Source organism: Advenella kashmirensis WT001, assembly GCF_000219915.2.
Taxonomy (GTDB): Bacteria; Pseudomonadota; Gammaproteobacteria; order Burkholderiales; family Burkholderiaceae_B; genus Advenella; species Advenella kashmirensis.
Genome location: NC_017964.1, coordinates 319,566 through 335,065, shown reverse-complemented (window position 1 = coordinate 335,065; position 15,500 = coordinate 319,566). Strand labels below are relative to the sequence as shown.

General features: G+C 57.3%; 12 protein-coding genes and 2 pseudogenes. 5 read left to right on the top strand and 9 right to left on the bottom strand.

Going from position 1 to position 15,500, the window contains the following annotated elements; genetic code table 11:
• Positions 1-42 precede the first annotated feature (42 nt).
• The gene (locus TKWG_RS01545) at positions 43-1,383 is read right to left on the bottom strand and encodes an aminotransferase-like domain-containing protein (RefSeq protein ID WP_148274449.1); all 1,341 of its coding nucleotides are present in this window, start codon (positions 1,381-1,383) and stop codon (positions 43-45) included.
• Between the two features lie 320 nt (positions 1,384-1,703).
• On the opposite strand from TKWG_RS01545, the gene TKWG_RS01540 reads away from it, so the two are divergent.
• Positions 1,704-2,315 (top strand): LysE family translocator, encoded by a 612-nt coding sequence (locus tag TKWG_RS01540; RefSeq protein ID WP_041708874.1) that lies wholly within the window; start codon positions 1,704-1,706, stop codon positions 2,313-2,315.
• Positions 2,316-2,363: 48 nt separating this feature from the next.
• On the opposite strand, the gene TKWG_RS20935 is transcribed toward TKWG_RS01540, so the two are convergent.
• From TKWG_RS20935 to TKWG_RS01510, 6 genes are all read right to left on the bottom strand, one after another.
• A complete protein-coding gene (locus TKWG_RS20935) occupies positions 2,364-3,161 on the bottom strand; it encodes a polysaccharide deacetylase family protein (protein WP_014749127.1) in 798 nt (265 codons plus the stop codon).
• 60 nt (positions 3,162-3,221) lie between these two features.
• The gene (locus tag TKWG_RS01530; RefSeq protein ID WP_014749126.1) at positions 3,222-4,343 is read right to left on the bottom strand and encodes an acyl-CoA dehydrogenase; all 1,122 of its coding nucleotides are present in this window, start codon (positions 4,341-4,343) and stop codon (positions 3,222-3,224) included.
• 2 nt (positions 4,344-4,345) lie between these two features.
• Positions 4,346-5,527: an acyl-CoA dehydrogenase family protein gene (locus TKWG_RS01525; protein ID WP_014749125.1), complete on the bottom strand. Its 1,182-nt coding sequence runs from the start codon at positions 5,525-5,527 to the stop codon at positions 4,346-4,348.
• A complete protein-coding gene (locus TKWG_RS01520; RefSeq protein WP_014749124.1) occupies positions 5,527-6,516 on the bottom strand; it encodes a Bug family tripartite tricarboxylate transporter substrate binding protein in 990 nt (329 codons plus the stop codon). The genes TKWG_RS01525 and TKWG_RS01520 overlap by 1 nt, the downstream gene beginning before the upstream one ends.
• 78 nt (positions 6,517-6,594) lie before the next feature.
• Positions 6,595-8,739, bottom strand: a complete 2,145-nt coding sequence (locus TKWG_RS01515) for an acetate--CoA ligase family protein (protein ID WP_014749123.1) — start codon at positions 8,737-8,739, stop codon at positions 6,595-6,597.
• Positions 8,736-9,539 carry an enoyl-CoA hydratase gene (locus TKWG_RS01510; protein WP_014749122.1) on the bottom strand — a complete coding sequence of 268 codons (804 nt, stop codon included), beginning with the start codon at positions 9,537-9,539 and terminating at the stop codon, positions 8,736-8,738. The genes TKWG_RS01515 and TKWG_RS01510 overlap by 4 nt, the downstream gene beginning before the upstream one ends.
• A gap of 111 nt (positions 9,540-9,650) precedes the next feature.
• Between TKWG_RS01510 and TKWG_RS01505 the strand changes: the two genes are divergently transcribed.
• From TKWG_RS01505 to TKWG_RS01490, 4 genes and pseudogenes are all read left to right on the top strand, one after another.
• Positions 9,651-10,451 (top strand): IclR family transcriptional regulator, encoded by an 801-nt coding sequence (locus TKWG_RS01505; RefSeq protein WP_014749121.1) that lies wholly within the window; start codon positions 9,651-9,653, stop codon positions 10,449-10,451.
• Between the two features lie 57 nt (positions 10,452-10,508).
• Positions 10,509-12,052 (top strand): annotated as a pseudogene (locus TKWG_RS01500) (Re/Si-specific NAD(P)(+) transhydrogenase subunit alpha).
• Position 12,053: 1 nt separating this feature from the next.
• Positions 12,054-13,443: pseudogene (gene pntB / locus TKWG_RS01495) on the top strand (Re/Si-specific NAD(P)(+) transhydrogenase subunit beta).
• A gap of 268 nt (positions 13,444-13,711) precedes the next feature.
• Positions 13,712-14,629 carry a pseudouridine synthase gene (locus TKWG_RS01490; protein ID WP_041709747.1) on the top strand — a complete coding sequence of 306 codons (918 nt, stop codon included), beginning with the start codon at positions 13,712-13,714 and terminating at the stop codon, positions 14,627-14,629.
• 27 nt (positions 14,630-14,656) lie between these two features.
• On the opposite strand, the gene TKWG_RS26820 is transcribed toward TKWG_RS01490, so the two are convergent.
• A complete protein-coding gene (locus tag TKWG_RS26820; RefSeq protein WP_407636910.1) occupies positions 14,657-14,983 on the bottom strand; it encodes a phosphodiester glycosidase family protein in 327 nt (108 codons plus the stop codon).
• A complete protein-coding gene (locus tag TKWG_RS26815) occupies positions 14,914-15,438 on the bottom strand; it encodes a phosphodiester glycosidase family protein (protein WP_050981499.1) in 525 nt (174 codons plus the stop codon). The genes TKWG_RS26820 and TKWG_RS26815 overlap by 70 nt, the downstream gene beginning before the upstream one ends.
• Positions 15,439-15,500: the final 62 nt, after the last annotated feature.

Here is a 15,500-nt window from a genome sequence, read left to right as displayed (position 1 = left end):
TGCCAGCGGGCAACCCTGCCAAATCGTTCATCGCGGCGCAAATCAGCCCTGCTGCCAGGCTGCAAGGGCCTCCCATAAATAGGGATGGTCATAGCTGCTGACCGACAGACGCAGGTAGGTGCTGACGCGCTGATCAGGATAAAACAGGGAGCCGGGCGTGGCCGGAATATTATGCTGGTTCAACTGGCGAGCCAGTGGTTCGGCATCGCGGGACATATCGAGCCAGAGAAACAGCCCGGCTGCAGGCGGCTGAGCCAGGACATAGCCCAGATCGCCCAATCGCTCCAGCATCTGGGTGCGTGCCCAATTGATGCGTTGCCGCAGCCGTTCTATGTAAGAACGATAATGCCCGCCGTGAATGATTTCATGAATAACACGCTCATTCAGGCTTGAAGTGGACAGGCCGGAAAGCAGCTTGAGCATGGCTATTTCATTCAGAATATTTGCTGGCCCGGCAATATAGCCCACTCGCATCGCAGCACCCAGAGTCTTCGAATAATTGCCAAGCAGAAACGTGCGTTCGCACTGATCCAGCGTACTGATACGCAGTGGCGGGCCCGCACTCAGTTCGCTGTAGGTATCGTCCTCGACAATCCACATGTCGTGCTGCTGGGCCAACCGCAGCACATCATGTGCAGCCCGTGCGCTTAAGGTAAAGCCGGTAGGATTATGCACGGTACTATTGCAGATGAACAGGACCGGCTTATGCTTGCGACAATGCGCTTCCAGTTGCGCTGTATCGGGTCCCTGCGGGGTCCGCGCCACCGTCAGAATATTCACGCCAACCATGCGCAAATAGGCAAACACGACAAACCAGCACGGCTCTTCAACCACTACATAATCGCCAGGCCGGACCAGTTGACGGATCAGCAGATCCACCGAGTGCGTCACACCGGTGGTCAGCAGCACCTCGCCGGCCGGCTGCACATGCAAATCATGCGCGGCCAACTGGGCCATGATCGTCTGGCGTAGTGGCGCAAACCCAAAGGGTTCGCCATACATAAGCGCAGATGGTTGCATCTTGCGAGCCACCTTGCGAATGGAACGCGCGACAATCTCGGTGTCCAGCCACTCCTGCTTTAAGCCCAGATTGTTTTGCTGCGAAAAAAGGCGATTCAGAATCCAGGGGACATCAATTCTGTCCTGGGACAATGTCGGTATGATTTCACCGCTTTTGATACCCCGTGCCGGCTGTCTTTTATGCTGAACGAAATAACCGGACCGGGCGTTGGCGGTAATGTGGTTGGTCGCAACCAGGCGATCATAGGCCTCGACAATCGTATAGCGACTGACATTCAATTCCTGCGCCAACAGCCGGACCGACGGCAAGCGACTACCCTGCCTGAATACATTCTGTTCAATGCAGACAACAAAACGATCCACAATCTGGTCCACCAGGGTATGTGAACCCGACCGTACCGGCTGCCAATGGGCCAGCAGCGGTGCCCCCGGAGCTTGAGAGCCTGATCGCCCTGGGTAGCCGAGTCCGGCACCGGCCGGGATTGATCTTTGCGGCGGTCATCGCTGGCTGCGGATTGCCTGAGCAGATGCGCAGGAACGGGAGGGCTGGGCTGGCTTGTCATCAATCTGTTCCGGTAAAAGCAGCAGTACAGGAAGGAAAAAACAATATATAACTGTATCGGTACTGTACCGGTATCTTGTCATATAGTGTCTGTTCACGCAAGACCTGTATCGAGATTCTCATGACTTACACCATGCTCATGGCATTTGCCATTTTTATCGCCGTCTCTTCGGTAACCCCGGGACCCAACAACCTCATGCTGTTGTCCTCGTCTGTCAATTTCGGGGTACGCCGCACGATTCCACATTGCCTGGGAATCAGTGCAGGCATGGGGCTCATGATCGTGCTGATGTCTTTTGGCCTGCACTGGGTAATGCAGCACGCCAGCTGGCTGATCGATCTGTTGAAAATAGCCTCACTGGCTTACTTGCTGTGGCTGGCCTGGAAAATCGCCTCGATTACCCCGACGCCGCTTTCCGTCCAGAATGAAGCGTCCCCTTTCGGTTTCTGGAATGCCGTTCTGTTCCAATGGATCAACCCCAAGGCCCTGATCATGGTGATCAGCATGTTCAGCATCTATGTACCGGACAATATCGGACAACTGACCCTGCTGCAGATCTCCCTGATGGCAATTGTCATCAATCTGCTGTGCATCAGCGTGTGGATGTTCGGCGGTACGCTTATGCGCAGGCTGTTTACTACGCCAGCCACACAGCGCGGCTTTAATATCGTGATGGCGCTGCTGCTGGTGGCCTCTGTCGTGCCCATGGTGTCCGCCGATCTTGGTATATAAGCGCGTCAATAGCGCAAGCCCGGCGGCAGTGCGGCTAAGGCAACAGCCTCAGGGTTGCAGCGCCTCGGGCGACAAGAGAACACAAGTGAGATTTCGGCGCTTTATTTCCTGCAGCAGGTCGGGCAGGACTTGCGGTGTAACTGCCGGGTAGTCATGCAACAGAACGACGGCACCGGGTTCCAGCCTGCTTGTGATACGCGACAGCAGGCGCGTCGGACTGGCAATTGCTGTATCGAAAGAGCGCAATGACCAGCCCACGCAAGGCAGCCCACTGGTCCTGACCGCCTGCCCAATCCCCGGATTGACCACACCAAATGGCGGTCGGTACATCCGGGGCGTCACGCCGGTAATGTCTGTGATGGTCTCGCTGCAACGCTGAATATCGGCAAGAATCGTGGCCGGCCGTCTAAAAGGCAGGGTATGGGCGTGGCTATAGCTGTGGTTGCCAATGGCGTGTCCCTCCTGGACGATCTGCCGCAACAGGTCCGGACGGGCAGCAGCATGCGCGCCCACAATAAAAAACGTGGCCTTCACATCATGCGCTTTGAGTATGGCCAGGACCTGCGCAGTACCTGCGGTGGGACTGTCATCGAAACTGATGGCAATCTGCCCGCCTGGCGCGCTGGATGCGCCCCCGTCAGGATGAACATGCCTGAGGGTGTCCACAAACAGATTGGTTGCCATATTCATACTGGCCACGCCAAGCACCACCACATACAGGGAGACGACCAGGAATGCAGCTACAGGCCACAGCGAATACAGCAGCACGGCAAGCGCAATAACAAGAAGATGGGCAGCCAGCGTGTGGCGGCGAAACCATGAAATCACAGTGATATTTATCTGCACAGGCAAGCGGGTCCATAACGATAGCCAGTGCCCCCCCTGCCGTCAAGCAATATTGTGCACTTATATGGTCATCCGGTCCGCACTAAGCTGCCACACCTGCTGCAGCCGGTCTGCATCGGTGTACCGATGATTCATCATGGCGCAAAGAAAATGCGCGCGTTTCAGATAAAAATGCACATCGCATTCCCAGGTCATGCCCATTGCGCCATGTACCTGCAGGGCGTTTCTCACGGCCACGCCGGCAGCCTGCCGGACCGTATGTTCGGCCAGGTTCGCCAGCAGGGTCGTCTCGGCAGTCGTTGCCGGTTCCATACTCGCGGCCGCCTGTGTCAGCAACAAACGCGCATTGTCCAGGTCGATCCAGTCCTGGGCCAGCCGGTGCTTGATCGCCTGAAAACTGCCAATGGGACGACCAAACTGCTGCCGTTCCCGCGCATAGGCACTGGCAATATCCAGGGCCCGCGCCGCCACGCCCAGCAGTTCAGCGGCCACCAGCATGCGGGAACGCAGTTCAAAGGTATCCCAACTGGCCTTATCACATGCGAAATCGTCTTGTATTTGCAATATGGGTGCGTCCAGCCAGCCGTTATGTATAAATGGATCAATGCCCGGGCTGCCAGCGATGCCCTTGGCCACCCCTGCCCACACCTTGCCATGAGCATAGCTGAGCACCACTATCGGGCTGTCAGGGCGACAATACGGCACAAACATTCTGCTTTCGCCCGCAGAAATGGCAAATGCGGCAATGCGCCCATCATGCATGCAGCGATCCAGCCATTGAGATATCGGAGCGTGCGCCGCCTGTTCGGACAAAAAGGCGCTCGTGTTCATCCACGCGCCCAAGGGTAGCGGCAGCAATGCACTGCCGGCCAGCTCCATGACCTTGACGGCTTGCGGCATACCCAGTCCGATCCCGCCATGGGTTTCACCCATCAGCAACCTGGGCCACTCCAGTTCGCACAACTGCGACCACATCCCGGCAAAGAGATCGCTGTCGCACCCGACATTATCCTCGGCAACATCATCGGCCTGCAGCAATAGCGCTTCAGGCACAGGCTCTGGCGCGCCTCCTGCACGCAGTTTGTCTGTCGGTAAAGCACCGCGCAAGGCTGTCAGCGAGCATTGCTCTGCAAGAAACCGCCGAACCGGGTCAAGCAGCAAATCGTCATCAGTATGTTGCATCTCTATCCCTTTGCCAGTCCCAGTATCTTTTCGCCGACAATATTGCGCTGAATTTCCGAGGTGCCGGCCAGAATGGTCTCGGCCCTTGACCACAGGCTGGCATGCGCAAAGAATGCCACTTCGGCCTGCATCTGCATGGCGGGCACGCATAAATTCAATCCAAGCAATTCCAGCGCCAAATCCAGCATGCGCTGATGCGCCTCGCTCCAGTGCACTTTGGTTGACGAACCTTCAGGACCTGGCGGTTCTCCATTCATGGCGGCCAGCAAGGCACGACGTGATTTCAATTGCAATACCATGCTGTCGGCGAACAAGGCTGCCCAGCGTTGCCGGTAGCTCTGCAGTGCGATCGGGGTCAACCCGTGCGCCACACTGTCGATCAGTGCGCGCACTCGCGCCAGCTCGCGTTCAAACTGCACCAACCGGGGAATGAAATAGGTGCCACGTTCAAAGCTGGCGGCAGCCATCGCCATCGACCACCCATCACCCTCCTGCCCCAACAGACAGTCCGATGGCACCTTGACCTGCTCAAAAAACACTTCGCAAAACTCTGCCTCGCCGGTCAGTTGCCGGATGGGCTCGACCCGAACGCCGGGCTGGTGCATGTCCACCAGCAAAAAACTCAAGCCGCGATGCCGTTGCGCGTGCGGATCGGTACGAACCAACGCAAAACAGTAATCGGCCAGATTGGCAAATGATGTCCAGATTTTGTGTCCGTCCAGCACATAGCCGTCCTGCGTTTTACGCGCCCGGCTGGTTACCGCTGCCAGATCCGAGCCGGCCCCCGGCTCCGAATAACCCTGGCACCAGATCGCTTCATTGCGCAAAATTCCCGGTAAATACCGCGCTTTTTGCGCCGCCGACCCAAAATGCAACAGCGTGGGCGCGAAAATGCCGTGTCCGATCAAATTAACCCCGAGCGGCGCGCCGCTACGGGCCAGCTCTTCCAGATAGATGGCCTGATGTGAAAGCGACAGCGCCTTGCCCCCATACTCCCGCGGCCAGCCGAGTCCCGACCAGCCGTGGCGGCACAGGGTATCTTCCCAGGCTCGCCGGTATGGCAGCGAGACCGGATCAATCCTGCCGGGCCAGTCGCGCTGGAACTGCGCATAATGCTCTGCCATCCAGGCCCTGACATAAGCACGGAACGCCTCGGGGCTTTGTGGCAGCCGTTCATCTGTCATTATGGGTTCACCGTAATGTTGGCCTTGCGGATCACTTCACCCCAGGTTTTGACATCCTTGCTGATGAACTGGCCAAACGTGGCCGGATCACTGGCAATCACATCCAGACCCAGCGTTTTGAATTTTGCTTTCACATCATCCTGTTGCACGCTCTCATGTACGGCCTTGTAAATCACCTGCACAACCTCGTCGGGCGTACCTTTAGGCGCCACCAGCCCGAGCCAGGGCATGGCAGAAAAACCCGGCACCGCCTGCGCAATGGTCGGCATATCGGGAATCGACGGGGACGGTTTGTCCGTTGTGACGGCCAACACCTTCACTTTTCCTGCCTTGGCATAAGGCCCGGTTGATGCCCAGGCATCGAACATGACCTGCACCCGTCCGGAGATCAGATCAGTCAACGCCGGCGCACTGCCTTTATAGGGAATATCCTGCATGTCAACATTGGCCATATTCTTGAACATCTCGGCTTCCAATTGTGTCGAGGAGCCGGTGCCCAGCGAGGCGTAGCTTACCTTGCCTTTATTTTGCTTCAGATACTCAATCAGCTCTTTTACGTTCTTGACAGGAACCTCCGGGTTGACAGAGATCACATGGACCACCGAGGCAACCTGAGTGATCGGCACGAAGCTTTTGACCGGATCATATTTGACGTTCTTGTTGATGCTGGGAATCGTCCCCAGCGAAGAGGCGGCCAGCAGTAGCGTATAGCCATCGGGCTTGGCGCTGGCCACATGCTGCGACGCTATCAGCGTGCCAGCACCCGGTTTATTTTCCACGATGACCGGCTGCTTGACCTTCTGGCCAATCTTATCGGCAAGTAATCGGCCCAGAGTATCGGCAGCACCGCCGGCAGAAAAGGGGATCACAATCGTAATGGGCTTGTCCGGGTATGCAGCCCGTGCCGCCTGCGGCACGATTGTTAGCGCACCAGCGGCTATCAGCAAGGCCGGGCTCATCCATTTGGGTAAGGTTTGTTTTTTTTGCATTGTCTGTCTCCGTTCTGTTTTAATCAATTGCTTCAAACTACATGTGGGTGCCACAACTGCCTATCGGGTACGTTACTTTCATGACACCGCGGTATCTGCAAGCAGCAACGCATCCAGCATCACCACGCCCGAGCCGGCTTGCCGCACCAGCAACGGATTGATCTCGATCTGATCCAGTGTCGGCTGGCCGGCCAAAAATGCGTGTCCCACCGCCACCATGGCCTGCGCCACGGCATCCACGTCGGCACGTGGCCGACCGCGAAAGCCGTCCAGCAAAGCAAAGGCCTTCAGGCTGCGCAGCAGTTGCACTGCTTCGCTGTGGGTGACCGGCAGCAGAGCATGAGCCGTATCGCGATATATTTCAGTCATGATTCCGCCCAGCGCCACCGTCAACACCGGTCCGAATACAGGATCGCGGGTAGCGCCCACCAGCAGTTCAGCCACGCCTTGCTGCATCGGGGTGATCATCACGCCTGCAATCGCCGCGTCGGGCTGATAGTTGCGGCAGTTTTCCAGAATTTGCTCATAGGCCTGGGCCGCAGCCTGCGCGCCCGTGATACTGAGCAGCACCCCGCCTGCCTCTGTCTTGTGCGCAAGATCGGCACTAACCACTTTCATTGCCAGGGGCACGCCCAATTGCTCTGCAAGGGCAGCCGCTTCTTCACACGTCCTGGCGATGCGGACGTCCGGATCAGGCAACCCGAAGCCTGCCAGATAGCGGCGGGCGTCCACTTCGTGACAGGGTAAGACCGGCACTTCCATCGGCACCTGACCGCCCGCTGCGCTGACTCGCCCGGCTACCGGTTGCGCGTCAATCCCCCCAAGGTCGTTATCCGTGTCAATGGGCGCATGCCGCTGGCGGCGCCGTTCCTGCCAGGTCAAAAACGGTCCCAGTGCCCTGACTGCATGTCCCAAATCGTCGAACACGGCAACGCCCGCCTCACGCAAAGCCTGGCGGCAGCTCGCGTTGCCGGTATCGATTGCGACAAAAAGGCGCGGATATTTCTGTACAACCTCAATCAGCGGCTGCGCCATGCGGTCCAGCATATACCCCGGCGCATTGATTACCACCGTGTCCAGTGCCGACGTGACCGCCAGCGCTTGCAACACCTGCACGATAAATTGCGGATCATTGACTATATTGCCGGTCACATCCACGGGGTTGCCAACCATGCCATAAGCGGGAATGCCCTGGCGCAGTTGCGCCTGCACATCATCAGGAAGGTCCGGCAGCTGCAGGCCGGCCTGGATAAAACGATCGGTCAGGATCGCACCCAGTGCGCCCGACATGGTCACCACGCCAATGCGCGCACCCGCAGTCCGATGGCGCAGCCGCGCCAGCATGGCAATATTGGCCATTTGCGCGAAGTCGTCTGCAGCAATCACATTCAGATCGCGAAAGGCCGCTTCGTATATCTTCTGGTCGCCCGCCAAAGCAGACGTATGCGATTGCACGGCCACCGCCCCCTTTTCGGTCACGCCTGCCTTGAGCACCACCAGCACTTTGCCTTGCATCTGAAAGCGGCGGCAAGCATCAATGAAGCGCCGGCCATCGCGAATTTGTTCTACATAGCCCAGCACAATCTCGGTATGTGGATCCTCTGCCAGATACGCCAGATACTGAGCAAAATCCACCGTCGCTTCATTGCCTGTATTGATAAAATGTGAAACAGGCAGATCCTGGGCACGCAGCAGCCCGTAGAGCGCAGAACACACGTTGCCGCTTTGTGTGAGCACACTCACGCAACCGGTATCGCTTTGCATGCTGGCGGTTTTGAAGATGGCGGCAAACGCCGTGAACGCACGCGTATTCAGATTGGCCAGGCCCATGCAATTAGGACCAGCCACCTGCATGCCGCTTTCCCTGCAAAACTGCACCAGCTCCTGCTGCAGCAGCACGCCGGCGGCGCCCTCTTCGGCAAAGCCTGCAGCGTAGACCACGGCAGCGCGAATGCCAATGGCATGACAGCGTCGCAACATGGCAGTCACATCACGGGCGCCAATAGCCAGGACAGCCAGATCCGGCACCGCAGGCAAGTCCTCGACCTGCGCGTAACAGCGATAACCGAAAACCTCGGTATATTTTGGGTTGACCGGGTAGACCTCCCCAGCAAAACCGAAGTGCGACAACAGCTCCAGTGGCATGCCGCCAATGCGGCCGGCATTGTCGCTGGCCCCGATCATGGCAATGGAACGCGGATTCAATAACGGTTCCAGACTCATGCACTATCACCACTTTTGTTACGCTGGATCGCCTGGGCCAGACCTTTTTTCTTGACCTGGGCAAACTCATCGCTCATATGCGAAAGCTGATGGACGTCAAAATGAGCAGAAAGTGCGGTACGCAGACCCTGGGCATCCAGCGTCCGATTCAGGGATTTTTTTACCAGCGTAAGGGCAAACGGCGGCGCCGCGGCAACCCGTCGCGCCAGCGCCATGGTTTCCTCGTTCAACTGCGCACGCGAGACAACGCGGTTAACCATGCCCATTTGCAAGGCCTGATCGGCGGTGACCCGCTCGCCGGTAAACAGCATTTCCTTGGCCCGACGCAATCCCATGACCCAGGGATGAATCAGGACCTCGGTGGCGGCCGCCGCCAGCGTATGACAAACGGGATCGGAAAAAAATGCGTCGTCGGAACAGACCACCAGATCGCACATATTGGCGATCATGAAGCCGCCGGACACGCAGGCCCCTTGCACCCGGGCGATGACCGGCTTGGGAAAATCCCAGATTCTCATGCAGTAATCAAAATAGCGCAAAGACTCGTAGGCCCAGCGCTCTTCCACGCTGAAGTCGGCACGGCTGGCCTGGGCTTCCTTCAAATCATGACCGGCAGAAAAATGGTCACCTTCGCCGCCAATAATCACGACCCTGACAGACTGATCAGCTGCGGCCTCGCGCATGGCCTGATCCAGTTCATCCAGCAGCGCCTGGCTCTGCGCATTGCGTGCCCCGGCCCGCGCCAATGTTATCGTCCGTATGGCGTCCTGATCCAATACCTCTATATGCTGATAGCCCATTGTTTTCTTCCTTTATGACCCATGGCGGGATCTGTTGAATATCGCTTTTGATTGCATTAACGCATCAACCACTCCTACAATACAAAATGTTTTTTAATAAATTCCCACATTATGGACATCAAACAGCAAGCCGGCGCACAAAGCATCCGCCGTGCGCTTTCACTGCTACGCCTGATCGCGCAGCATAATGAACAAGGCCTGACGCTGAGCGAGCTGACTGCCTTAAGCGGGTTGGAACGCTCTACAGCGCACCGGCTGGTCACCTGTCTGCTTGAAGAAAATTTTGCGCGCCGCGAAACCGGCGGCAAGCGCTTTCAACTGGGCGTCGACGCCATGCAAATGGGATTTTCCACCATGCACCATGCGCCCGTGATCGAAGAATTGCGTCCACTGGCCATGAAACTGTCGCGCCTGTCCGAAGACACGGTCTTTCTGGTCATACAGCAGGCCGATCAGGTGCTATGCCTGCTTCGCGAACATGGTGCATTCCCGGTGCGAATATTCACCATAGGCGTCGGTGAAAAGCGGCTTCTGGGCATTGGTGCCGGCGGCCTTGCATTGCTGTCAACGCATACCGACGCCGACATCGCGCTGATCTACCAACGCCATGAACAGACTTATCGAAAGTCTGGGCTCTCGTTGCCCATGCTGCTGGAAAAATGCCACCTGACGCGGCGCAATGGCTATGCCTCGATTGAAAGCACCATCACACCCGGGGTTGCCGGCGTCGGTTATGCATTCTCGGTCTCGGCCATCACACAAGTGGCCTTCAGCTTTGGCGCCATAACGCCACGCCTGACAGGCCAACGACGTACGCAAATGGGTCGCCTGCTCATTGACGAGTGCACAATCTGGCAGCAAAAACGCCGGATTATGCCAATCGCCTTGCAAAACACGTCAGTCTCCGTATGATGTAACTTTCCGGTTACTGACGCCCCGAAAAATGGGGAGGCTACAAAGGAGATCTGCATGCAGATAGGGATAGTAAAAGAACAACTTACGGGGGAAACGCGTGTTGCCGCCACGCCGACCTCGGTAGAACAGCTGCTTAAGCTGGGATTCACAGTTGTGATCGAGTCAGGCGCAGGCGCAGCAGCCAGTTTTGACGATGCCGCCTACGAAAAGGCGGGCGCCAGCATCGCTCCTGCCGATCAGGTGTGGCAATCAGACCTGGTCTATAAGGTCAATGCGCCCGACGACGCAGAAATTGCCCGCATGAAAAAAGGCGCCACGCTGGTCAGCTTTATCTGGCCGGCTCAAAATCCCGAACTCGTGCAGAAACTGTCTGAGCACGGCATCACCGTGCTGGCCATGGACATGGTGCCGCGCATTTCGCGCGCCCAATCGCTTGATGCCTTGTCATCCATGGCCAATATTGGCGGCTATCGCGCCGTGATTGAAGCGGCGCATCATTTCGGCCGCTTTTTCACCGGCCAGATCACCGCTGCCGGCAAAGTACCGCCGGCCAAGGTGCTGGTTATCGGCGCCGGTGTGGCCGGCCTGGCAGCCATTGGCACGGCAGGATCGCTGGGCGCCATCGTACGCGCCTTCGATACCCGCCTGGAAGTGGCCGAACAGATTGAATCGATGGGCGGCCAGTTCCTGAAACTGGATTTTGGCGATGAAAACGGCTCGTCTTCCGACGGCTATGCCAAAACCATGTCCGAAGAGTTTATCAAAGCGGAAATGGCGCTGTTTGCCGAGCAGGCCAAAGAAGTGGACATTATCATTACCACGGCCCTGATTCCCGGCAAACCTGCGCCCAAGCTGATCACTCGTGAAATGGTTGACTCCATGCGCGCCGGTTCGGTCATCGTGGATATGGCTGCCGCCGCTGGCGGCAACTGCGAATACACGGAACCTGGCCAGGTCATCACGACCGCCTCCGGCGTCAAGGTCATTGGCTACACTGACCTGCCTGGGCGCCTGCCGGCCCAGTCATCACAGCTGTACGCCACCAACCTTGTCAACCTGAGCAAGCTCATGAGCAAGGAAAAAGACGGACAGATTCTGCTGGACCAGGAAGACACTGTTTTTCGTAATATGACCGTTGTGCATAACGGCAGCATTACCTATCCGCCGCCGGCGATTCAGGTCTCGGCCGCGGGCAGCAAGCCTGCAGCCAAGAAAATAGAGCCCAAACCGGTCAAGCCACCCAAATCGCCCGCCTTCAAGTTCGGCGTCCTGGCCCTGGTCTGCGTGATTTTTGCCTGGATCGGCACCAGCGCACCCGCTGAGTTTCTGTCCCACTTCACGGTGTTTGTCCTGTCCTGCGTAGTCGGCTATTACGTGGTTTGGAACGTCACACACGCCTGCATACGCCACTGATGTCAGTCACCAATGCCATATCCGGCATTATCGTGATCGGCGCCGTGGTGCAGATCGGCCATGGCTCCGGCCTGGTCAATATCCTGGCCTTTATCGCCATCCTTATTGCCAGCATTAACATTGCCGGTGGTTTCCTCGTTACACGGCGCATGCTGAAAATGTTCATGAAAGGCAAAGGAGAATAAGATGGGTGCAGGATTCGTTACTGCCGCGTACATTATTGCGGCATTGTTTTTCATTGCCAGTCTGGCTGGTCTGTCCCGCCAGGAAACCGCCCGTTATGGCAACGGTTTCGGCATGGCCGGGATGGCCATCGCCTGATCGCAACCATTCTGGGTCCCAATTCCGCCTCGGTCATCTGGGTGATCGTGGCCATGCTGATCGGCGGCGCCATTGGCCTGCACCTGTCACGCAAGGTGGAAATGACCCAGATGCCTGAACTGGTTGCTGTTTTGCACAGCTTCGTGGGTCTGGCTGCAGTACTGGTCGGCTATAACAGCTATATCGAAGTACAACAGCACGCCATGCCAGAAGGCGCGCTGCTCAACATTCACCTGACCGAGGTATTCCTGGGCGTGTTTATTGGCGCAGTCACCTTTACCGGTTCGATTGTCGCCTTTGGCAAGTTGCGCGGCAGCTTCAGCTCCAAACCGCTGTCTTTGCCACATAAACACAAGCTCAATGCTGCGGCGCTGGTTGTGTCTTTCATCCTGCTGTGGATCTTCGTCTCTAACGGCGGCTCTACGACGGCGCTGATTATCATGACCATCATTGCACTGGCCTTTGGCTGGCATCTGGTAGCCTCCATTGGCGGCGCCGATATGCCGGTTGTGGTTTCCATGCTCAACTCGTACTCAGGCTGGGCCGCGGCGGCAGCCGGCTTTATGCTGGCCAATGACCTGCTGATCGTGACCGGCGCCTGGTCGGTTCATCCGGTGCCATTCTGTCCTACATCATGTGCAAGGCCATGAATCGTTCGTTTTTGTCAGTGATTGCCGGCGGGTTCGGCACCGATGGCAGCAGCACTGGCAGCAGCGAAGAAGAGACCGGCGAATATCGTGAAATCAAGCCCGAAGACGTGGCCGAGATGCTCAAGGGCGCCAGCTCCGTGGTTATCGCCCCCGGCTACGGCATGGCGGTGGCGCAGGCGCAGTATCCGGTAGCTGAAATCACCTCATTGCTGCGCAAGCAGGGCATTGACGTACGCTTTGGCATTCATCCGGTTGCCGGTCGTCTGCCCGGCCATATGAACGTGCTGCTGGCCGAAGCCAAGGTGCCTTATGATATCGTGCTGGAAATGGACGAAATCAACGACGACTTTGCCGATACCGATGTGGTTCTGGTCATTGGCGCCAATGATACGGTCAACCCCGCTGCCAGCGAAGACCCGACCAGCCCCATTGCAGGCATGCCGGTATTGGAAGTGTGGAAAGCGCGCGATGTGGTGGTGTTCAAGCGGTCAATGAACACCGGCTATGCCGGCGTACAGAACCCGCTGTTTTTCCGCGAGAATTCCAGCATGTGTTTCGGCGATGCCAAGGCAACCGTCGAAGCCATTCTGGCTGCTTTAAGGTAATCTATCGGTAACGGCAGGCATCGTCGCAAGCGATGTCTGCCGCGAACCGGACCAGCATTACGGACCAGCTTTAAAGCGGCAGCGGTTCTATCTGCAGACAGGCAAGCATCTATGCCGACTGCAATAGTAATAAACAATGTCAATGACACCTGTATTTACCGTTGCCATTGCACCGCCGCCGCATTATTTCATCTGTCATAGACAACCGAGCTGGCCGTCCTGCACGTTCCTGTTTTCAGTTTTCTTTTCATCACACTGTCCCTGCTGTATGTCTGTGCTCCCCCCCCTTCCTGTCAAAAATGGCGTCGCGCCCAGCCGGGTCTACCTGCCTCGCGAAACCTGGCCCGATCTGCTCAGTTTTATGCTCGCCAAGTTCCCGCATATGGATCCCGACATTCTGCGGGCAAGGCTGGCCAAGGGCGATATGGTGGACTCGCAGGGCGCGCCTTTCTCATTGAACAGCCCGTTTTCTCCCGATACCTGGCTCTGGTATTACCGGGAAGTGCCCGTGGAAACGGTCGTGCCATTCGACATTGATATTCTGTACCAGGACGAATTGCTAATTGCCATCGACAAGCCTCATTTCATGGCCAGCATTCCCGGAGGTCGCCATTTGCATGAGACGGCACTGGTGCGCCTGCGCGACCAACTGGGCAACCCTCATATCAATCCCATCCACCGGCTGGACCGGGACACGGCCGGGGTACTGGTGTTTTGCGCAGACCGGGATCGCCGCGGCGTATACCAGACATTATTCCAAACCAGGTCCGTACACAAAATTTATGAAGCGGTCGCACCCTGGCGTAGTGACCTGACGTTTCCCCTGTTACGCGAAAGCCTGATCCGCCGCAGCGGCCAGGTCTTTGTGATGCACGAAATTGATGGTGCGCCCAACAGCCGCACGCGGATTGAGCTGCTGGCGCACAACGGCACACTGGGGCACTACCGGCTGGAGCCTGTCACAGGCAGGAAACATCAATTGCGCGTGCATATGAACGCCCTGGGCATGCCCATTTGCAATGACGAATACTATCCGGAACTCAAACCGTTGCGCACCGATGAAACATTCGATAACCCGTTGCAGCTGCTGGCGCGCAGCATGCAATTTACCGATCCGGTGACTGGCATTGAGCGTTATTTCGAAAGTCGGCGCGAACTGGAAATGACCGCCAGAATTTACAAGTGAAATAGTGTCGGGATCAATGACGAGCGCTTAGCGCACGGCAGTGTCGCGAACGCCGAACTGGTTTGCGACACTGCGCTCCAGAAACAGTTGCCGCGATGGCAGGACGTTAATGCGTTTGTTATTGATGACCAGGGTGGTACTGCTGCCCCCATCCAGATTGATCGCATCGCGCACGCCAAGTGAACGGTACAGACGCGCAAGCTGGTTCAGCGTATACCCCTCAAAACCGGGCAGCCGCCCTTCTACGACAATAATATAGAGCCAGCGCCCATCACGGCTGAGGCCTACCGACGTACGGGGATGCGCTGCGCGTGCATTGCGATTGCAAGTGGTTGACGCCCCTCGTGGACAAATATAGGTGCCGCCGCGCAGATTCTGCCATCCTGAAATGACGGTGTGCCATTGAGGGTCCACCTCGGCTGATGATTGGGCTTGTCGATCCGGCAATGGTTATCTGCCGTGCAGGCAAGAAACGCGTGCTGGCGCGTATCGCGGGTGTTGCTCCAGCGATGACCCTCGCTGACTACCAGCCCCTGCGGCCGGTACTGAGGGTCAAAAAAAGAAGCATTGATCGCCACATTAAGCCGATTGCGAAACGCAAAGTTCTTGACTGTCGTGGGTGCGGTGCCAACCGCGGTCCCCACCAATTGCACGGACGGACAGGACAAATCGACCTTGACGATATGCACATGCGCGCTGTTTTGCAAAGTATGCGCGATGCAGGGCGAGACCTGTTCGGCCGTCTGTGCAACCGCAGGGGCAAGTGCCCCCAGGCACCATCCCATCAATCCAACGAGCAGGGTTTTCATACAGCAACGCATCCGTGGGGTTATTTGTTCAGGGACAGAGTATACCAACCGTCGGAATATCC